The following is a 19,767-nucleotide window of genomic DNA, read 5'->3' as shown; positions in this document are numbered from 1 at the left end:
CAGGTAGATGCGTCCCCCGTCAGACAGCTGCGTGGCGCCGCGCTGCGGGATCCTTCGGGACGATCGCCACCAGCCGTCGTCGGCTCTGGGAGGTGTGGGTGTAGCGGAACCGCAGGGTCAGTTGTCCCTTCCGGGCGAGGACGACGGCGATCACTCCGGACGCCAGCAGTGGCACGCCACCAGCGATCAACACCGTGGTGGAAGCCCCGATGTTCTCAGCCAGCCAGCCGATCATCGGGCCGCCGATCGCCTGCCCACCGATGAGCACCATCATGTACAGGGCCATCACCCGGCCCCGGATCGCGAGGTTGGACGAGATCTGCACCAGCTGGTTGGCGCCGGTGATGAACCAGAGACAGCCGATCCCGGCAAGGAACATCAGGATGGCGAAGACTGCCTGGTTCGGGGCAACCGCGCCGAGGGCCATGAAACCACCAAACGCGGCAGCACCCCCGAGCACGCCCCTCAGCCTCAGGGTGGTCCGTCGGGTGGAGGCGAGCGCACCGACCAGCGACCCGGTGGCCAGCGCGGTGTTGAGGAATCCGTACCCCTGGGCGCCGGAGTCGAATACGGTGTCCGCGAACGCCGCCATCAGCACGGGCGTACTCATGGCGAACACCGAAACGAACGCTCCGGTGAGCATGCACCAGAAGATCGCGGGCTTCCGCATCACGTACCGGGCGCCTTCGCGGAGCTGCCCCTTGGCCCGGGGCACCCGGGCGGCCACCGACAACTGGTCGGTCCGCAGCAGTGCGAGGGTGATCACCGTGTAGAGGCATGCGACAGCGTTCACCGCGAACGCCCAGCCGCCGCCAATCGCGGTGATCAGCACACCGCTGATCGCCGGGCCCACCATTGCACCCACCTGGAAGATCGACGAGTTCAGGCTGATGGCGTTGCGCAGGTGCATTGGGCCCACCAGGTCATTGACGAAGACCTGTCGCGCCGGAGCATCGACCACGGTGACCAGCCCCAGGGTGAACGCGATGACATAGACATGCCATACCTCCACAAGCCCGGTCAGGGCGAGGACAGCCATCACCGCGGCCATCAGTGCCGCCAGGCTCTGCGTGATGATCAGGAGGATGCGTTTGGGGTAGCGGTCCGCGATGATCCCACCGTAGGGCCCCAGGAGGAGGAACGGGGCGAACTGCAGGGCCACGGTGATGCCGACGGCAGTGACCGATCCGGAGAGCTCCAGCACCATCCAGTCCTGGGCAATTCGTTGCATCCACATCGCGATGACGGCGATCAGGTGGGAGATCGCGAACCGGCGGAAATTGGGGATGCGGAGGGAGATGAAGGTGTCGCGCCAAGCAGGGCGCGCGCTGGTGATCGGCATGGGTGCGGTCAGCGTGGGGTCCCCGGCCGGGCCGGCGGAGGGGGGTGGGGGTGCCAAGGTGTCTTCCTGTGCTGGGAGTGGGGGAACGCTTTCCACGCTACGCACCGCCGATTCATCATGAAAGCGTATGGTGGCTATAACTCGTATTCGAAAACGTAATAGATGGGCCCGCCATTGTATGACCCGGTTCAGCTCAGAACGTTCCTCGCCGTGGCGGAAACCCTCAGCTTCACCGGCGCAGCGGGCCGGTTAAACCTGAGCCAGCCCACGGTCAGCCAGCACATCCGGAAGCTGGAGGAGGCCGCGGGGCGCCAACTGATCTTGCGGGACACCCGGGGCGTCAGCCTGACCGACAACGGTGACGCGATGGCAGGGTTCGCCCGGACCATCCTCGCGGCGCAGGAACAGGCCGTGGCGTACTTTTCCGGCTCGGCCATGCGGGGCCGCCTCAGGTTTGGCGTGGCCGATGATCTGGCCGTCACCCAGCTTCCCCGCATCCTCCGTCATTTCCGTCAGCTCTACCCGCAGATCAACCTCGAGCTCACCGTCACCCAGAGCCCCCTGCTGCTGCGCCGGCTGCGGGCCGGCCAGGTGGACCTGATTTTCATCAAGTACATGAGCGGCACCGGCGAGGGAACCCTGGTGCAGAGCGACCAGCTGGTCTGGGCAGGTCACGGGAAGACCACCCTGGAGGACGGCGCACCGGTTCCGTTGATCGTCTACCAGTCCCCCAGCCTCACCCGTCAGATGACCATCGATGCTCTGGAAAAGGCCGGCAGGACCTGGCGCATCACCTGCAACACCCGGGAGATCAATGGGGTCCTGGCCGCAGCGCGTGCCGGCATTGGTCTGGCCGTTTTCCCGCAATCCCTCATCCCTGAGGACCTGGTCCAGGTCAGCAACCGCTTCGACCTCCCCGCGGTCGGCGCCGTGGACTTCACCCTGCTCAGCAACCCCCTGGCCAACCAGGAACTGGTGGCCGCGCTGACGTCCGCGATCATGGGCCGCGCCCTCCGGAAGGCCCCGGATGCGTGAGGGGCTGGGCCGTGCAGGTTTCCCCTGGTTCTGGCACCCGAGGGGCGTGTCTTCGGGGGACACTCCTGGTTCACGACGTCGTCGGGCACCAGGAAGTGGGAGGACCTGCACGCTACGTCGACCAGCCGCCCGCAACCCGCTGGAGCCAACGCTCGGAAAGTGGGAGCGGGCCAGTGTGGATGCGGTCGAGCTGCCAGTGCGCAACACCACATAGCCGGTCCTCCGCGGCGACCGTATACTTGATTCTGATGAATCGCACAATGTTTAAGTCCAAAATCCACCGCGCGACGGTAACCCACGCCGACCTTCATTACGTGGGGTCCGTCACCGTGGACCTTGACCTGCTCGAAGCGGCAGACATCCTCCCCGGAGAGATGGTCTCGATTGTCGACGTCACCAATGGCGCACGCCTGGAGACTTACACCATCGCCGGTGAACGCGGTTCGGGAGTGCTGGGCATCAATGGTCCTGCGGCGCATCTGGTCCACCAGGGTGACACGGTCATCCTCATCACCTATGCGCAGCTCACCGACGCCGAAGCGCATGAGTACCTGCCCACCGTGGTGCATGTCGATGGGCAGAACCGCATCGTCGACCTCGGCAACGACCCCGCCGAGAGCGTTGTCTACGGCCTCGAGCGGCCACCCCACGCGCTGAATAATTCAGCACTGCTTCAGTAAGCGCTTACGTTCAGGGGCACCTTTCCACCTCAACCCTGCCCGGATTGCAACCTGATGTTGTGGCGAATTTCGCACACAGGGCATATGGTCTCAAAGACAAGGTTGCTCCGGATCGCCTACTGTACCTAGGGCGACCGGGCTATCTACAACGATGTGGAGGCACGGTGGGAATGCCGATCAGGCGAAGGAAAATCGATCCAGTCCGGAGCAGGCCGAAGGCGGCGGCTGTGGCAACACTGGCAATGGGAACGATGCTGCTGACGGGCTGTGGTCCGGCAGAAAGCGTCACGACGCTGACCTGGTACATCAATCCCGATGCGGGCGGGCAGGCAGCGATTGCCGCCAGCTGCACCGAAGAGGCCGACGGCGCCTACCGGATTGAGACGTCGCTCCTCCCGACCGATGCTGCCGCCCAGCGCGAACAGCTCGCCCGCCGTCTCGCGGCCGGGGACACGTCAATGGACATCATGAGCATTGACCCGCCGTTCATCCCCGAGCTTGCGGAGCCCGGCTTTCTGGCACCCATCCCCGAGGATTCGGTGGACCTCTTCTCCGAGAATGTCCTCGAAGGCGCCCTCGCCGGTGCCACCTGGAAGGACGAACTGGTGACCGTCCCCTTCTGGGCCAACACCCAGATCCTCTGGTACCGCGAATCGGTTGCCGAGGCCGCCGGGCTGGACATGTCCCAGCCGGTCACCTGGGACCAGCTGATCGACGCAGCCACCGAGCAGGACAAGCTCCTCGGGGTCCAGGGTTCGCCAGCCGAATCGATGACCGTCTGGATCAACGCACTGGTGGAATCCGCCGGTGGCCAGATCCTCGAGAACCCCGAGGCCCCTGCCGACGAACTGGAGCTTGGCCTCACCTCCGAGGCCGGCCAGGAGGCGGCACGTATCATCGGGACCATCGGGACCGAGGGCCTCGGCGGCCCGGGCCTGCCGACCTCCACCGAGAACACCTCGTTGACCCTGTTCCAGGGCGACGACGGGTCCTTCATGGTCAACTACCCGTTCGTCTGGCCCGCCACCCTTGGCGCCGTCGAAGCGGGGTCGATTGACCAGTCTGTAGTCGACGACATCGGCTGGGCCCTGTTCCCCGCCGTCACCGAAGGCGAGGACGCCGCCCCACCACTGGGCGGGATTAACCTTGGCGTCGGCGCAGACAGCGACAACCCGGACCTGGCCTACGAGGCAATCGAATGCATCGTCCAGCCGGAAAACCAGACCGAGTACTTCATCACCAACGGCAACCCGCCGTCCAACTCGGAGGCGTACGAGGACCCAGCCATTGAGGAAGACTTCCCGATGGCGACGACAATCCGGGACTCCCTCGAACTCGCAGCACCACGCCCCCAGACACCGTTCTACAACGAAATCTCCACCGGACTGCAGCAGGAATGGTCACCACCGAACGAAGTGGATCCTGACACAACCCCCGAACGGTCCCAGGAGTTCATCACCGCAGTGCTCAGAGGGGAGAGGCTACTGTGAGTAGCTCAACGATCAACAAGCCCGACGCCGGCAAGACACCGAATCCGGACAAGGACAAGAGGGCGAAGAAACAGCACAGCGACCGGGTCAGAGCCGAGCGGCGGATGGGCTGGTACCTCGCGGGCCCCGCCTTCGTGGTGATGCTGCTGGTGACGCTCTACCCGATCCTGCAGGCGTTCTTCGAATCCCTGTTCGCGTTCCGGCTCACCGCTCCCGATGAGCGTGAATTCATCTGGTTCGCCAACTACATCACCATCCTCGGGGACAGCGTCTGGTGGCAGGGCCTCCTCGTCACCGTCCTGATCACCGTGATCACTGTCGCCGTCGAACTGGTGCTTGGGTTCGCCCTGGCATTGGTGATGAGCAAGGCGCTGAAGTCCCTCAAGGGCATTCTCCGGACCGCGATCCTGGTGCCCTACGGCATCATCACGGTGGTCTCCGCCTACGCCTGGTTCTACGCGTTCGATATCAACTCGGGGTACGTGAACGCCTGGTTCGACTGGGTGCCCGGCATCGACTCGGACCTGAACTGGTTCGCACAGACCGGCACCTCGCTCTTCGTCATTATGGCTTCCGAAATCTGGAAGACCACCCCCTTCATCTCCCTGCTGCTGCTGGCCGGTCTGGCGCAGGTCCCCGATGAGCTGACCGAGGCCGCCAAGGTCGACGGCGCCACCTGGTGGGAGCAGATGCGCAAGGTGGTCATCCCGAACATGAAGGCGGCCATCATGGTCGCCGTGCTCTTCAGGGCCCTCGATGCGTTCCGAATATTCGACAACGTGTTCATCATGACCAATGGCGAGAACAACACCGAAGTGCTCTCGCTCCTCGCCTACCGGACGTCGATCAGCCGCCTCGAGATCGGCCTCGGCTCGGCCGTGTCGGTCCTGCTGTTCCTCTGCGTCATACTGATCAGTTTCGCTGCCATCAAGATCTTCAAAGTGGATCTTGCCGGCACGAGAGGAGAAAAATAATGTCTTCCCGTCGCGAAAAGATCTGGTGGGCGGTCATCTCGGTCCTGGTGCTGGTTTACGCACTGTTCCCGGTGGCCTCCATCCTGGCCACCTCCTTCAAGTCCCCCAGCGACCTCACCAACGGAAGCTTCCTTCCCTCGTCGGGGGCCGCCACCATCTCCAACTACGAGCAAATCCTGGTCGGCGACGCGCAGGAGTTGTTCCTGACATCACTGCGGAACTCAATCGGCATCTCGCTCATCGCGACGGCGATTGCGGTTGTCCTGGCCACCCTGTGCGCCTATGCGATTGCCCGCCTCGATTTCCCCGGGAAGAAGCTGGTCCTTACCACCGCGCTGGCGGTCTCGATCTTCCCCGTGATCTCGATCGTGACCCCGCTGTTCAATCTCTGGCGCAACATCGGGCTGTATGACACGTGGCTCGGGCTGATCATCCCCTACCTGTCCCTGACCCTGCCGATCTCCATCTGGACGCTTGCCGCGTTCTTCCGGCAGATTCCGTGGGAGTTGGAGCAGGCGGCACAGGTCGACGGCGCCACCACCTGGCAGGCCTTCCGCAAGGCCATCGTCCCGTTGGCCGCACCCGGGGTCTTCACGACGGCGATCATCGCGTTCTTCATCGCGTGGAACGACTTCGTCTACGGCATCTCGCTGACCTCCACCGAGGCCGCCCGGCCGGTCCCGGCGGCGCTGGCATTCTTCACCGGCGCCTCGCAGTTCGAGTCACCCACCGGTGCCATCTCGGCCGCTGCGATCATCGTCACCATCCCGATCGTTCTGTTGGTACTGCTGTTCCAACGCCAAATCGTTTCCGGCCTGACCTCGGGCGCCGTCAAGGGCTAGAGGCGCAGTCCCAGCCACTTGCGCCAGATATATAGAAAAGGATCACCAGAAAATGGCTTCAATTACCCTCAACAACCTGGTCAAGAAATATGGCGACGGGTTCCCCGCCGTCAATGACATCAGCATCGACATCGCCGACGGCGAGTTCATCATCCTGGTGGGCCCCTCGGGCTGTGGCAAGTCGACCCTCCTGCGCATGATCGTGGGCCTGGAAGACATCACCGACGGCGAGCTGCTGATCGACGGTGAGCGCGTCAACGACAAGGCACCCCGGGACCGCAATCTGGCCATGGTGTTCCAGAACTACGCCCTCTACCCGCACCTGACGGTGTACGAGAACATTGCCTTCCCGCTGCGCCTCGCGAAGGGCAAACACAGCGAGGAGCAGGTCAAGAAGCTTGTCACCGAGGCTGCGTCCACCCTTGAACTGACCGACCACCTGCAGCGGAAGCCAGCCAATCTTTCCGGTGGCCAGCGCCAGCGGGTTGCCATGGGCCGGGCCATCGTGCGCCAGGCCGACGCGTTCCTCTTTGACGAGCCACTCTCCAACCTGGATGCAAAGCTGCGCGGGCAGATGCGCTCCGAGATCTCCCAGATGCAGCGTCGGCTCGGGGTCACCAGTGTTTACGTGACCCACGACCAGACCGAGGCCATGACCCTGGGCGACCGGGTGGCAGTGCTGAAGATGGGCGAGCTGCAGCAGATCGCTTCCCCGCGTGAACTGTACGAGCAGCCACGCAACCTCTTCGTGGCCGGGTTCATTGGCTCGCCGTCTATGAACTTCATCCCCGCGACCATCGAGAACGGCAAGCTACAGACCGTCCTCGGCGAGCTCGATGTTCCCGCCGACAAGCTGGCGAAGGTCGAAGGCAAGAAGGTGGTCCTGGTGGGTGTGCGGCCCGAGTTCTTCGAGGACGCGAAACTGGTCGAGGAGTCCAAGCTGCCCCACGGCTCCATCTTCACGGCCACCCTCACCCACACCGAGTGGCTCGGCAACGAACAGTACGGCTACATCAACTTCAATCCGGACCCGGAGATGCGCGAGCTGCTCAACAACCTGGCTCGCGAGATGGACGCCGATGAGCTGCGCCCTCAGATTGTGGTCACACTCGACGCCGCCAGCCGCATCCGCGGCGGTCGCGAGGCCGAGATCTGGCTCGACACGCGGAAGCTGCACCTGTTCGACCCCGAGTCCGGCGAGAACCTCACCCGTGACGCCGAGGCCGGCGCCGCCCTCACGGCCGAGGCAGGCGAGGAACGCGCCGAGGAGATCGCCACCGCCCAGGAGGCCGACCGGGTAAACGGCCACGGCTCGGGCGGCTCGCAGGCTGCTGCAGCCAACGGTAATGACGGCAGTGATCAGAACGGTGGCGGCAAGCACGCCGCAGCCAGCTGACCTTCCGCGGTAGGCCATGACGGAAGATGAGGAGATCGCACCGCCTGAGGAGTCGGAGCTGATAGCCGGGATCATCTCCGGCTACACGTTCGAGGGTCCTTCAATCCACCTCGGGGCGGCGCTGCTCGACGGCACGCCGTACCCCGAGGCGGAGGTGCGGCTGTTACTGGCCATGATGAACCGTCATGGGTTGGTGGCGGGTGCCGGCGGACGTGCTGGCCCAGCATGCCAACCGGCGAACTTATCGACTTCGCGCTGCAGGCGGCGGGAGCGATCGGAGCCGAGCTGGCACGAGGGTTATTCGGAACGCTGCGGAGGCGCAGCCGACGTCGTTGGTAGGCACGCCGCGCTCAACAGGTAACGTGATGAGCGTGCAAACGTCCTCGGTGATCAAAGTCCTCGCAGCCTGGCTGCTTGGGCTGCTGTTGGTGATCGCGGGGGCGATCACGGCGGTGGTGGTTGCCAACTCGTTTATTTTCAGCCCTGAGGAGCAGGTGCACGACTACCTTGAGGCCCTCTCCAACGGCGACGGCGAACGCGCGCTGGGCCTGCTGAACGCCTCCGTGCCAGCCGCCAACGCGGCAATGCTCGACGGCGCCCCGCTCCAGCAGTCAGCCGCTGCGGTCGAGGACGTCGTGGTCGGCGACGCGGTGCCGGTCGGGGACAACCGGGCGGACGTCACCGTCACCTACACGGTTCGTGGCACCGAGCACGCCACGACCTTCCCGCTGGAGCGTACCGGCGCCGAATGGCTCTTCTTCGATACGTGGGAGCTCGTGCCCACCATGCTGCCCACCGTCGACCTCACGGTCATTAACCAGGGCGAAGCCACCCTCAACGACACCCGGGTCGCGATGCCGGAGGGCAGGAACCAGTTCGCCGTGTTCTACCCGGGCAGCTTTGAAGCCCACTACACCAGCGATTACTTCGCCGCACCGGCGCAAACGGTGGCGGTCACCGAGCGTTCTGAGGGCCACCAGATGGCCCTGTCCACCGCTGCCACCGACGTTCTGGTGGAAGAGGTCACCGCCCAGGTACGGCGCTTCCTCGACGAATGCGCGGCACAGACCGTTTTCCAGCCGGCGAACTGTCCATTCAACTTCCAGACCGAAAGCCGGGTGGCCGGAGACATCCGCTGGGCCATCACCGAGTATCCGACAGTGGCCATTGAACCGTTTGACGGCAGCTGGGAGATAGAGCCGCTCTCAGGCACCGCTGAACTGACCACCTCGCTGCAGGACCTGTTCACCGGCACCATCGAGGCGGTCACGGTTCCCCGCGAATTCGGATTCACCGCCCGCTTATCAGTGGACGGCGACGACGTTACCGTCACCCCGGTCGTCCAGTACTAGCGGTCCAGAACTGACCGGACCGGTGCCTGCGGGCCAGAACTGATTGCACCGGTGAAAGTGGACCGGGTCTAGTCGAGGCCGCGCAGGTCCAGCGTCAGTTCAGTCTCACCGTCAGAGCTCAACCGCACCGGGATACCCCAGTCCTGCTGGTACAGGTGGCAGGCCGCGTGGTCGGGGATCTCGCCGCCCGGCTCACCGTCGCAGGCGGCCGCCCGCGCGGTGATGTGCAGGACACCCTCGGTGACGGCGTCGTTCAGAATCAGCTCGCGGGTCAGGCCCACCGACGTCCCACCGCCGGAGAGCAGCAGCGTCTCGGGTGACGAGGAGATCTTCAACTGCGTGGGGTCGCCCCACCGGTCGTCGAGCTTCTGACCCTTCGGGGCGGCGAACCGGACGGTCAGCGCGTGCGTGCCCGGAGCGACGGGGGTCTGCGGGCGCTGCGTCTGGGAAGCCCCTTCGTCGACGGCCAGCGCCTCCTTGGGGATGGGCACCCGCACCAGCTGGTGGCGGTTGGCTTCCACCACGATCAGGAGCGGCTCGCTGCCCGACGCGGTGGGAGTGAGGTCCACGAGGACGTCGCACGGCTCTGAGAGCCCGCGTGCCAGGGTTGAGACCTGTCCGGTGGCGGGGTCGAAGCGCCGTACCGCGCCGTTGTAGGTATCGGCGATGGCGACCGACCCATCGGGGAGCGCCGTGATTCCCAGGGGGTGCTGCAGGCGGGCCTGGTCGGCTGCGCCGTCCCGGAACCCGAAGTCGAACAGTCCGGTCCCGACGGCGGTGCGCACCTGGGTGCGCCGGTGGCCGTTGATTTCAGGGAAGGACAGGGTCCGGACCGCTGAGGTTTCCGAGTCGGCGACCCACAGGTTGCCGGCGGCGTCCTCGGCGAGGCCCGAGGACTGGGCGAACCAGGCCTCGGGCGCGTCGCCGTCGAGCAGTCCCTCCAGCCCGGTGCCCGCGAGGATGTCCACCGCGCCGGTGAGCGGGTCGAAGGTGAACAGCTGGTGGGTTCCCGCCATGGCGATGACCACCCGTTCCAGCACCGTTGACCAGAGGACGTCCCACGGCGAGGACAGGGAAACCTGCAACGGCTCGGTGCCCAGGTGGGTGTCGGTGAGGCGCGGTGTGGCGTCCTCGGGGGTGTCGACGTCGTAGGCGCCGAGCTGGTCGGGGCTCTCCTGCAGTTCGGCCGGGCGTGCCTTGACGTGGTTTCCGGCGTCGAGGAGCCGCTGCACGCCGTTGCCGGCGATTGTGCTGACTGACCCATCGGCGAGGGACACCGCCCGGAGGAGGTGGTTCACGGAGTCGGCGACGACGACGTCGTAGCCCACCCGCTGTGCAACCTCCGGTGGGAGGACGGCGAGGCCCTGCGGCTCGTTGAACTGGGCCTCGGCGGCAGTGCCGTCAGCGGCGCCCTTCTCCCCCGAGCCGATCGTGCGGTGCACAGTGACGAGGTCGGCGTCGAGCTCCACCAACCGGTGGTGGCCGGTATCACCGACGAGCAGGGTTCCGCCGGCCAGCGGCACCGCCTTGCCGGGGAAGCGCAGATCACCGGCGGTGGTCTCGGCGGGAACGTAGGGCCCGTCGCCGCGGTGCAGGGTCCCCTTGGCCGAGTGTTCCTCGACGAGTTCCTGGACCAGGGACTCCAGTCCGGCAGCGTGGCCCTCACCGGAGAGGTGCGCCACGATGTACCCTTCCGGATCCACAACCACCAGGGTGGGCCAGGCGCGGGCGGTGTAGGCCTGCCAGGTGGTCAGCTCGGGGTCATCCAGCACGGGGTGCGCGATGTCGTAACGTTCCACGGCAGCGGCCAGGGCATCCGGATCGGCTTCGTGTTCGAACTTGGGCGAATGGACGCCGACGGTGACCACGACATCGCTGAACTTCTGTTCCAGTGGCCGCAGCTCGTCCAGAACGTGCAGGCAGTTGATGCAGCAGAAGGTCCAGAAGTCGAGGATCACGATTTTTCCGCGCAAATCCTCCAGAGTGAGCTGCCGCCCGCCGGTGTTCAGCCAGTTGCGGCCCACCAGTTCGGAGGCGCGCACCCGGTAGTCGGTGCGGATCGAGGTCTCAGTCATTCACGTGCTCCTGGTCGGTCAGGCTTCTGGGATGGTGCTGGCTTACCGGGTCCCGGTGTGCCTGGACCGCGTCGGTTGTCGCGTTCCGCCAGCGAAGCGAACATGTTGTTGTAAGCGGTCAGGTCGGCGTCGTTATTCCTGTCCGCGGCGCGGTCCGTCCGTTTGGACTCCCGGGCGTCGTCGCGCGACCACATGATCGCGACGCCGATCGCCACCAGCAGCGTCGGAATCTCGCCGATTCCCCAGGTCAGTGCGCCGCCCAGTTGTTGGTCCTCAAGCGCTGAAGGGCCCCAGTCGCGGCCCATGTTGCCGAACCAGCTGGCCTGGAGCAGCGACGTCGACCCCATCAAAGCGACGCCGAAGAAGGCGTGGAAGGCCATGGTGGCGAAGAGCAGCAGGATCCGCAGCGGGTACGGTGCCCGACGCGGCACCGGGTCCGAGCCGAGCATTGACAGCACAAAAATGTAGCCGGTGATGAGGAAGTGCACGTACATCAGCTCGTGGCCCACATGCTCACGCATGGCGAACCCGAACAACGGCGAGTAGTAGAAGATCACGATGGAGCCCGCGAAGTTGGCTGCCGCGAACAGCGGGTGGGTGACCAGGGCTGAGGCACGGGAGTGAACGATCACCAGGATCCACTCGCGGATCCCCCGGGATCCGTCGCCGCGTGGCGTGAGGGCCTTCAACGCGAGCGTGACCGGGGCGCCGAGCACCAGGAACAGAGGAACCACCATGGTCAACGCCATATGGCCCACCATGTGTGAGCTGAACAGCACCATCCCGTATACCGCCAGCGGGCCGGACGTGATGTAGGTCAGGAGGGCGAGTCCGATCAGCCAGCAGGTCAGCCGCAGCAGGGACCAGGTGTCTCCGCGCCGGCGCAGCTTCACGACACCCGAGATGTAGGCGACAGCGACGACGGCGGCGAAGGCGATCCACAGCCAGTCGAACCGCCACTCGGTGAGCCACCGTTCACCCGTCAGCTCAGGGGGCAGCTCGTAACCGGTGAGGATTCTGGCCGGCGATGCGTCGGGGGCGATCCCGTCGCTGACCGGCGGTGCGGTGCGGGCCAGGGCGACGGCGACTCCCGACACCGCACCCATGATCAGCAGTTCCACAGCGATCAGCTGCCAGAGGACCCTCCGTGCGGAGAGCTGGCCACCGCTCAGCGACCCTGTCCCTTCGCCCAGCTGGGGGATGATCCATTGCCTGTGCATCAGGCCGATCCCGCCCAGCAGGAGGGTGGCGATCGTCTTGAAGGTGACCAGGAGTCCCCACTCAGATCCCAGCTGGCCAAGGTTGTCGATCCGCAGGCTCGCGTTGATCACCCCGGAGAGCACCACCAGGATGAAGGCAAACCCTGCCAGCGCGGAGAAGCGGCGCAGCACGCTCGGGGTGAGCGACCCCAGGCGTCCGCCAATCACGGCCAGGACGGTGATCCCGCCGATCCAGAGGCAGACCCCCACCAGGTGGAGGGCTATCGAGTTGATGGCGGCGTAGTGGTCATCGCCGCTGGAGGAGTGGCCGATAAGCGCCATCGGCAGCAACCCGACCAGCGACAGGATGCCGGTCAGTGCCAGCCATCCGCTGGATCGGGCGCCGAACGTCATGGTGGCCACTACTGCGGCGATCATGACCGTCGACAGCCAGGCCCTGCCCGTGTCGAAATCAATGAGGTAGGACGCCAGGCCCTCGGTGTAGCCGGGGTCGCTGCTCAGCGGCAGCCCGGCGGCGTCGGAGTAGGTGAAGAGCAGCACGCCGACGGCGGAGAGGGTCCATGACACCGCGGCGACCGACGCAAGGGTCATCACCGCGCTGAAGGCGGGGTGTTCCTCGCCGGGCTGTCCGGCGTTGGAGCGGCGGTGGGTTGGGCTGACCCGGCGCGGGAGGATCATGACGGCGAAAACCAGTGAGCCGATTACCGCGGCCACTGAGATGTTGTTCAACGCCTTCGCCGCGGGCAACCCCCAGCGGGTGAGAGGCCCCGGGTCGCCGAGCTGCCGCGGCCCCGCGGCACCCGAGAACAGGAGGGCCAAAACCAAGGCCACGACGACGGCGGCCCCGCCAGCAATCAGCCAGCCCACCTTCACCCCGGGGGTATCTGTTCCCGGGCGGTCGGTCGGCCGGGGCACCTTGGTTGTCGTAGCCACGCTTCCTATTGTCTACCCTGCGTAGAAGGGGTAACAATTCGGCTGAGTCATTCCCCGACACCGTTCCCTCGGCGGGTAGCAAGCCGGGGCGCCGCGGGTTATCTACGCTCCGGGTTAAAAAGGAAGGCCGCCACCGGAAAGGGTGGCGGCCTACAGTCCTTAGCGGACGGCGTGAGTGACTACTTGACAGCAGCCTTCAGCTTGGAGCCGGCGGTCAGCTTGACGCTGCTGCCTGCTGCAATCTGGATGGTCTCGCCGGTCTGAGGGTTGCGGCCGGTGCGGGCGGCACGCTCGGTGCGCTCGACAGCGAGCCAACCTGGGATGGTGACCTTGACGTTGTTGGCAGCTGAGGTTGCCAGTACATCGAACAGTGCGTCAAGAACGCCGTTAACGGCGGTCTGGCTGGTGTCAGCCTTCGCTGCTACTTCTGCTACCAGTTCGCTGCGGTTCTTGGTTTCTTTCGTTGCCAATTTACGTCCTCCTGGACTTGTGCGTTTATTTGTAAAGCCTTCACGGTTCTGAAAGCCTCTGTGCGAAAACTTACCAGCTTGAGCACCAAATTCCGGTCGTTTCCGGCGTTTTTGGGGGTTTTTAGATGCCAAAGGGCACTATTTTGGGCTCATTCGGGGAAATCCCTGTCTGGCGCCAGTGAACACGACCACTAGCGCGAGGAGTGTCAGCGCCGCCGCGGCGAATCCGATCACCGAGGGATCGCCCACCAACAGCATTTGTGCCCCCACGAGCGCACCCGCGCTGATCCCGATGTTGAAGGTCGAATTGTGGACGGCGGCCACCGTGTCGGGGTGGTCGCGGAAGGCGCTGAGCGCCGCGGTGGTCACGTAGGAGGGCACCGGCCCGTACAGCAGACCCCACACGATCACCGCGGCGAGCGTCCACGCCGGGGCGCCGCCAAGCAGGGCGATCGCCAGGAAGCAGCCGGTCATCACCAGCAGGGACAGCAGGAGGGCGGGCCGTAACGCCGTGTCGGTCAGCCGGCTGCACAGCAGCAGCCCCAGGACCCCGGCTCCCCCGTAGGCGAGAAGCGCAAACCCCACGTTCGTCGCTGTGAACCCGGACTGCACAAGCACCGGGGTGATGAAGGTGTAGAGGGCGAACTGGCCGGTCATCATCACCACCACCGCGACGATCACCCGCCGGAGTGCGGGTTCTGCCAGGGCTTCCTTCAGCTGCGTCCCGCCGGACACAGCCGACCCGCGGATCGCTGGCATCACGACGGCGGCGCCGACCGCGAGCAGCAGCGCGATGATTGCGGCACAGCCGAAGGACCATCGCCAGCCCACTGTGGCACCCAGCCATGTGCTCAGCGGCACCCCGACCGCGATAGCGACGGCGTTTCCCGCGTTGACCAGGGCAACGGCGGCGCCCATCCGGCCCGGTGGCGCCAACCGGGTGGCGTAACCGAATACCACCGCGAAGAACAGTGCGTGGCAGGCGCCCGCGATCACCCGGCCGGTCAAGGCAACCGAATAGTCCTGCGCCAGGCACAGGATCACATTGCTGAGGCCGTAGCCGGCCAGCAAGCCCACCAGCAGCGGCTTGCGGGGCAGTGCGCTGGTCCAGGCGTTCAGGGGGATCGACGCGAACACCACCACTGCGGCGTACGCGGAGACCAGGAGCCCGATCAAGGACTCGGTGACGCCCAGGTCCTCGGCCATCAGGGGCAGCAACCCGATGGGGAGCACTTCGGTGGCGACCGCCAGGAACCCGCCGACGGCCAGGAGCAGCATGGGTGGTTGGAGCAGTTTCTGCTGCGGCACGGCGTTGACCTTTCAGGCCGGGGATTCGGTCACCGACGTACCCAACTTAACGCACGGGCCTTAACGCACAAGGACGACGACCCGTGGGTCGTCGTCCTTGTGCGTTGCTGGTAGCTACCAGCCAGCGGGGGTTACCAGCTGGACTTGGTTACACCGGGCAGCTCGCCACGGTGGGCCATGTCGCGAAAGCGGACACGGGAGATACCGAACTTCTGGAGCGTTCCGCGGGGGCGACCGTCGATCTGGTCGCGGTTACGCAGGCGCACTGGCGAAGCGTTGCGGGGAAGCTTCTGCAGGCCGAGGCGTGCTTCTTCGCGGGCTTCGTCGGTTGCGTTGGCGTCAACCAGGGTCTTCTTCAGTTCGAGGCGCTTTGCAGCGTAGCGCTCAACAATTACCTTGCGCTGTTCGTTGCGGGCAATCTTGGACTTCTTAGCCATGTGTTTAGCGCTCCTCTCGGAATTCGACGTGCTTACGGATCTTGGGATCGTACTTCATCAGAACCATGCGGTCCGGGTCGTTGCGGCGGTTCTTGCGGGTCACGTAGGTGTACCCGGTGCCAGCCGTGGACTTCAGCTTGATGATCGGGCGTACGTCTTTATCTTTTGCCATTAGAGCTTCACTCCCCGGGCCAGGATCGACGCGACGACGGCGTCAATACCGCGCACATCGATGGTCTTGATGCCGCGGGCAGAAACCTGCAGCGTGACATTGCGGCGCAGGGACGGAACCCAGTAGCGCTTCTTCTGGATGTTCGGGTCAAACCTGCGCTTGGTGCGGCGGTGTGAGTGGGAAATGCTGTGCCCAAAGCCCGGCTCGGCTCCAGTCACTTGGCAGTGAGCTGCCATGACGATCCTCCAAAGAGTTAAATGAAATGTACCTAGGTACCGGCAGTCTTACCCGCCTTGGAATGCGGCCAGGGGCGCCCAAAACAACAGTCGAAACTGTAAGGATTATTAGCGGTTTTCGCGCAACTTGAGCCCCTAACTACCGATTTACCGGGAGATGTGTCCCGAAAAATCGGAGCAATTGCGCACGCTCCGCCACCTGATGCCCTTCCATTCTAGGAGTTGGCGCCGGTTATGGCTAATCGCTGGTGATGTCGCCGTCGCGATCCACCACCGTGACAGCGACGTCGCTGCCGATCCGGGCGCCAACGTGGAGTGTGGCACCGGAGTCCACGATTGAGCGATGAACCCGGGCGCCCGCCGGGACGGTGACACCGTCCAGCAGGATTGAATCAACGACGACGGCGCCAGCTTCCACGACCGTGTCCGGCCCGATCACGCTGTGGGTGACCTCGCCGAAAACCTTGCTGCCGGGTGCCAGCATCGAATCGGCGACGACGGCGCCCTTTCCCACGAACGCGGGCACACGCCGGGGGCTGCCGGTGATGATGGGCCAGGCGGGGTCGTCGAACCGCAGGCCCTCGCCATCGAGCAGTTCCATGTGCGCGCGGTGGTAGTTATCGGGGGTCCCCAGATCCAGCCAGTACCCCTCGAGGCGGTGCTCCACCACGGTCGAGTGTTCCACCAGGTGGGGCAGCAACTGGTCCCCGTAATCGTCGAGGCCGCCCTCTTCCTTCTCCAGCTCCTCCAGGGTGTCCAGCAGGTGCATGGCGTCGAACAGGAACACTTCGGTGGCAACCAGGTCCGTTTTTGGCTTCTCGGGCTTGTATTCGAAGCCGGTCACGGCACCATCGGACACCTCCACCACCCCGTGGTCGGAGGCGTCGCCGTCGAACCGTGTCGTCACGATCGTTGCGGTGGCCCCGGCGTCCAGGTGAGTCTGGACGACGTCGCGGAAGTCCAGCTGGTACAGGTGGTCAGCGCTGAGCAGAAGCACCAGATCGGGGTTGAACTCCCTGATGAATGCTGCCTGCCGGTGCAGGCTGTCGGCGTTGCCGTCGGCAAACCCTTCGCCGTCCCGCCCCTCGAACGGGGGCATCACGCGCAGGCCCCCGTTGGTCCGGTCGAGATCCCAGTGCCTGCCGTTGGCCAGGTGATCGTTGAGGGAGTTCGGCTGATACTGCTGCACCATCCAGACATCCGAAAACCCGCTGTTTGTGCAGGTTGGACAGCGGGATGTCAATCAGGCGGTAGGTGCCGGCGACGGGCAGGGCCGGTTTGGCACGCTTGTCAGTCAGCGTTCCCAGCCGGCCGCCCGACCCTCCGGCCAAGACAATGGCGAGGACTGAAGGTGGCTTCACGGTTGTACTCCAGGTGAGGGTTCGTTCAGGATCCAGTGGGTGTCGTCGAGGCTGGCGAGGATCTTCTTGCCGATCCGCTCCAGGTCCCGGACGTCGTCGTCGGTCAGTGCATCAAAGACTGCCTGCCGCACGTGCTCCACATGCTTGCGGGCCAGCGACTTGAGATTTTTCAGCCCGTCGTCCGTGATGGTGGCGGTGGTCACGCGGCCGTCGACGGCGCTGGGGCTGCGGGACACCCAGCCCCGCTGCTCCAGCTTCTTCACTACGTGGCTGAGCCGGGACAGGGAGGCATTCGACCGGGCCGCAAGGTCGCTCATGGCGAGGGTCAGCTCTTCGGCCTCGGAGAGCATCGCGAGGACGTGGTAGTCGAAGAGAGTGATTTTCGCCTGCCGGAACAGGTGCCCATCAAGGGATCCCGGAAGGATGGTGGTTACCGCGTAGAGCGCCAGCCAGGCCTGCCGCTCTTCGGGATTCAACCACCTGACACCATTCATCTCGTCATTCTGGCACACACCGTGTCGCACGCTCCTGCCCGCGAAGGCTTCGGTGACTACTGCCACACCGGGCGAGTCAGCTCCGGGTACTTGGCCGTCAGCACATCCCCCGACGAGACCCCACGCAGCCGGCGGCCCACCCAGGGTGAGAGGTAGTCCCGGGCCCACTGGGCGTCGGCCCGCAACTGATCGATTCGGGACACGGCCGGCGCAGCCTCCAGCTCGGGCAGGTCAATCTCGTGGGAGGCCCGCAGCACTTCGAGGACCCGTTTGGCCATCAGTGTGTGACCGGCGGCGGACATGTGCATCCGGTCGGTGTCCCAGTAACCCCAGTTCTGGAACTCCCTGAACCGCCAGTAGTCCACCACATCGGCGTGGTGGCGGTCGGCGATCTCACGGACCAGTTCGTTGTAGATGGCGGTCCGGCCGCGGGTCTTCCCGAACACCGCCGAACCCACTGAGTCGAACCCGGTGAACAGCACGACGGCGGCGCCCGAGCCCGCCAGCCGGGCCACGCCGTCGTCGTACGCTGCCATCAGCGCGTCGATGTCGATGCGTGGCCGCAGGATGTCATTGCCGCCAGCGTAGACGGTGATCAAGGTGGGCTCCAGGGCGAGTGCACGGTCCACCTGCTCGTCGAGCACCTGGCGCACCTTCTTCCCACGGACCGCAAGGTTCGCGTACCCCCAGGTGCTGTCGGCGAGGATCAGCTGCTGGGCCACCCGGTCCGCCCACCCGCGCACCCCGTTGGGGCTCGCGGCATGCCAGTCGCCGACACCTTCGGTAAACGAATCGCCAAGGGCCACATAACGCTGAGAGAATTCCACTAGACGAGGCTACCTGCTCTTGCCGGGGGATAAGGTGGGTAGCAAGTATGCTGACAACTTCTCCGTGCAGTATCCCCGCCCCCAGATCCATTCAGCCAAGAAGGACATCATGACCCAGCCCTCCGATACCCGGGCCAAGCGCGCCGCGCTGATCATCAACCCGGTCAAGAACACCGGCGCTGACATTCGTGCGATCGTTTCGGAGCTCTGCACGGCCGAGGGCTGGGAAGACGTCCTGTATCTGGAGACCAGCGTCGACGATCCAGGCCGCGGCCAGGCCCAGGAGGCGGTCGACGCCGGCGTCGACGTCGTCATTGCCGCCGGCGGAGACGGAACGGTCCGCTGCGTCGCCGAGGTGGTGGCTGGCACGGGGGTCGCCCTGGGGCTGATCCCGCTCGGCACCGGCAACCTGTTGGCCCGGAACCTGGACATTGCCGTCGACAACCCGCAGCAGGCCGCCAAGGCCGCCCTCTTCGGCACCGAACGCGACGTCGACGTTGTCCATGTCACCGTGGACCGCGCCCAGGACTCCCACGTGTTCCTGGTGATGGCCGGGCTGGGCTTCGACGCGTCGATCATGGCCGATACCCGCGATGATCTGAAGGACAAGGTGGGCTGGCTGGCCTACGTCGACGCCGGCATCCGGAACCTCGGCGGCAAGCCCGCCCGCACCCGGATCACGCTCGACGGCGGCGAAACGATCACCCGCCGGCTGCGCAGCGTGATGGGCGGAAACTGCGGCAAGATCATGGGCGGCCTGGAGATCTTCCCGGGAGCAAAGATCGACGACGGGCTGCTCGACATTATGACCGTGGCCCCGAACGGCCGGCTGGGCTGGTTCGGCGTCGTGGGCAAGCTGTTCGCCCGGGGCAAGGGCAAGGACCCGTCGCTGGAGTACTTCCAGTGCAAGACCGCCGAAATCGAGCTGGACGAGCCGCAGGAGATCCAGCTCGATGGGGACCCCCTCGGCAAGGGAACGCACATGGCCCTGCGGGTGGACCCGAACTCGTTGCGGTTGCGGATGCCCTACGGCAAGAAAGACCCAGCGGTAGTCACCAACCCGACGCCCTAGGGCGGTTCCAGCCTGACCGGGTTGCAAATTTTCCCACTGGCCCGTCGCGGT

19 protein-coding genes and 2 pseudogenes are annotated in these 19,767 nt (G+C 65.3%); 9 read left to right on the top strand and 12 right to left on the bottom strand.

The features are described from left to right. Window positions 1-19: 19 nt before the first annotated feature. Window positions 20-1,399 (bottom strand): MFS transporter, encoded by a 1,380-nt coding sequence (locus H4V95_RS02675; protein WP_395939788.1) that lies wholly within the window; start codon window positions 1,397-1,399, stop codon window positions 20-22. A gap of 117 nt (window positions 1,400-1,516) precedes the next feature. Between H4V95_RS02675 and H4V95_RS02670 the strand changes: the two genes are divergently transcribed. The 8 genes and pseudogenes from H4V95_RS02670 (at window position 1,517) to H4V95_RS02635 (ending at window position 9,111) form a co-directional block, all read left to right on the top strand. Beyond that, a complete protein-coding gene (locus tag H4V95_RS02670) occupies window positions 1,517-2,377 on the top strand; it encodes a LysR substrate-binding domain-containing protein (RefSeq protein ID WP_196865484.1) in 861 nt (286 codons plus the stop codon). Window positions 2,378-2,625: 248 nt separating this feature from the next. Continuing rightward, entirely contained in the window at window positions 2,626-3,057 is a 432-nt protein-coding gene (gene panD, locus H4V95_RS02665) for an aspartate 1-decarboxylase (RefSeq protein WP_209728623.1), read from the top strand. A 242-nt stretch (window positions 3,058-3,299) separates the two neighbouring features. Further along, window positions 3,300-4,547: an extracellular solute-binding protein gene (locus H4V95_RS02660; protein ID WP_245345850.1), complete on the top strand. Its 1,248-nt coding sequence runs from the start codon at window positions 3,300-3,302 to the stop codon at window positions 4,545-4,547. Further along, window positions 4,544-5,521: a carbohydrate ABC transporter permease gene (locus H4V95_RS02655; protein ID WP_395939787.1), complete on the top strand. Its 978-nt coding sequence runs from the start codon at window positions 4,544-4,546 to the stop codon at window positions 5,519-5,521. Before H4V95_RS02660 ends, H4V95_RS02655 begins: the two co-directional genes overlap by 4 nt. Beyond that, entirely contained in the window at window positions 5,521-6,363 is an 843-nt protein-coding gene (locus tag H4V95_RS02650; RefSeq protein WP_196865487.1) for a carbohydrate ABC transporter permease, read from the top strand. The genes H4V95_RS02655 and H4V95_RS02650 overlap by 1 nt, the downstream gene beginning before the upstream one ends. A 52-nt stretch (window positions 6,364-6,415) precedes the next feature. Continuing rightward, the gene (locus H4V95_RS02645; RefSeq protein ID WP_209728621.1) at window positions 6,416-7,759 is read left to right on the top strand and encodes an ABC transporter ATP-binding protein; all 1,344 of its coding nucleotides are present in this window, start codon (window positions 6,416-6,418) and stop codon (window positions 7,757-7,759) included. 16 nt (window positions 7,760-7,775) lie between these two features. Beyond that, window positions 7,776-7,970: pseudogene (locus H4V95_RS18195) on the top strand (ATP-binding protein); the annotation flags it as partial. 154 nt (window positions 7,971-8,124) lie between these two features. Then, on the top strand, window positions 8,125-9,111 hold the full coding sequence (locus H4V95_RS02635; protein WP_245345543.1) for a hypothetical protein: 987 nt from the start codon (window positions 8,125-8,127) through the stop codon (window positions 9,109-9,111). Window positions 9,112-9,179: 68 nt separating this feature from the next. On the opposite strand, the gene H4V95_RS02630 is transcribed toward H4V95_RS02635, so the two are convergent. The 11 genes and pseudogenes from H4V95_RS02630 to H4V95_RS02585 all read right to left on the bottom strand — a co-directional run bounded on the left by H4V95_RS02630 (window position 9,180) and on the right by H4V95_RS02585 (window position 18,644). Beyond that, window positions 9,180-11,186 carry an NHL domain-containing thioredoxin family protein gene (locus H4V95_RS02630; protein ID WP_209728618.1) on the bottom strand — a complete coding sequence of 669 codons (2,007 nt, stop codon included), beginning with the start codon at window positions 11,184-11,186 and terminating at the stop codon, window positions 9,180-9,182. Beyond that, window positions 11,183-13,339 (bottom strand): cytochrome c oxidase assembly protein, encoded by a 2,157-nt coding sequence (locus H4V95_RS02625; RefSeq protein WP_209728616.1) that lies wholly within the window; start codon window positions 13,337-13,339, stop codon window positions 11,183-11,185. The genes H4V95_RS02630 and H4V95_RS02625 overlap by 4 nt, the downstream gene beginning before the upstream one ends. Before the next feature lie 179 nt (window positions 13,340-13,518). Continuing rightward, a complete protein-coding gene (locus H4V95_RS02620) occupies window positions 13,519-13,809 on the bottom strand; it encodes an HU family DNA-binding protein (RefSeq protein WP_019481737.1) in 291 nt (96 codons plus the stop codon). 138 nt (window positions 13,810-13,947) lie between these two features. Continuing rightward, the gene (locus H4V95_RS02615) at window positions 13,948-15,117 is read right to left on the bottom strand and encodes an MFS transporter (RefSeq protein WP_209728614.1); all 1,170 of its coding nucleotides are present in this window, start codon (window positions 15,115-15,117) and stop codon (window positions 13,948-13,950) included. Window positions 15,118-15,248: 131 nt separating this feature from the next. Then, window positions 15,249-15,554: a 30S ribosomal protein S14 gene (gene rpsN, locus H4V95_RS02610; RefSeq protein WP_171584607.1), complete on the bottom strand. Its 306-nt coding sequence runs from the start codon at window positions 15,552-15,554 to the stop codon at window positions 15,249-15,251. A 4-nt stretch (window positions 15,555-15,558) separates the two neighbouring features. Next, window positions 15,559-15,726: a 50S ribosomal protein L33 gene (gene rpmG / locus H4V95_RS02605; protein WP_019481734.1), complete on the bottom strand. Its 168-nt coding sequence runs from the start codon at window positions 15,724-15,726 to the stop codon at window positions 15,559-15,561. After that, a complete protein-coding gene (rpmB, locus tag H4V95_RS02600) occupies window positions 15,726-15,962 on the bottom strand; it encodes a 50S ribosomal protein L28 (RefSeq protein ID WP_019481733.1) in 237 nt (78 codons plus the stop codon). The genes rpmG and rpmB overlap by 1 nt, the downstream gene beginning before the upstream one ends. A gap of 238 nt (window positions 15,963-16,200) precedes the next feature. Then, window positions 16,201-17,154 carry a sugar phosphate nucleotidyltransferase gene (locus H4V95_RS02595; RefSeq protein WP_312883922.1) on the bottom strand — a complete coding sequence of 318 codons (954 nt, stop codon included), beginning with the start codon at window positions 17,152-17,154 and terminating at the stop codon, window positions 16,201-16,203. An 88-nt stretch (window positions 17,155-17,242) separates the two neighbouring features. Next, window positions 17,243-17,323: pseudogene (locus tag H4V95_RS18730) on the bottom strand (hypothetical protein); the annotation flags it as partial. Next, entirely contained in the window at window positions 17,320-17,817 is a 498-nt protein-coding gene (locus tag H4V95_RS02590) for a MarR family winged helix-turn-helix transcriptional regulator (protein ID WP_196865493.1), read from the bottom strand. The pseudogene H4V95_RS18730 and the gene H4V95_RS02590, both read right to left, overlap by 4 nt. A gap of 56 nt (window positions 17,818-17,873) precedes the next feature. Continuing rightward, entirely contained in the window at window positions 17,874-18,644 is a 771-nt protein-coding gene (locus H4V95_RS02585; protein WP_196865494.1) for an SGNH/GDSL hydrolase family protein, read from the bottom strand. Between the two features lie 109 nt (window positions 18,645-18,753). Between H4V95_RS02585 and H4V95_RS02580 the strand changes: the two genes are divergently transcribed. Then, the gene (locus tag H4V95_RS02580; RefSeq protein WP_196865617.1) at window positions 18,754-19,716 is read left to right on the top strand and encodes a diacylglycerol kinase family protein; all 963 of its coding nucleotides are present in this window, start codon (window positions 18,754-18,756) and stop codon (window positions 19,714-19,716) included. The last annotated feature ends 51 nt before the right edge of the window (window positions 19,717-19,767 follow it).

Origin of the sequence: Arthrobacter sp. CAN_C5 (genome assembly GCF_017875735.1) — a bacterium.
Lineage (GTDB): Bacteria > Actinomycetota > Actinomycetes > Actinomycetales > Micrococcaceae > Arthrobacter_D.
Note: the sequence above shows the minus strand (reverse complement) of the source record. Positions and strands in the feature narration are given on the sequence as shown.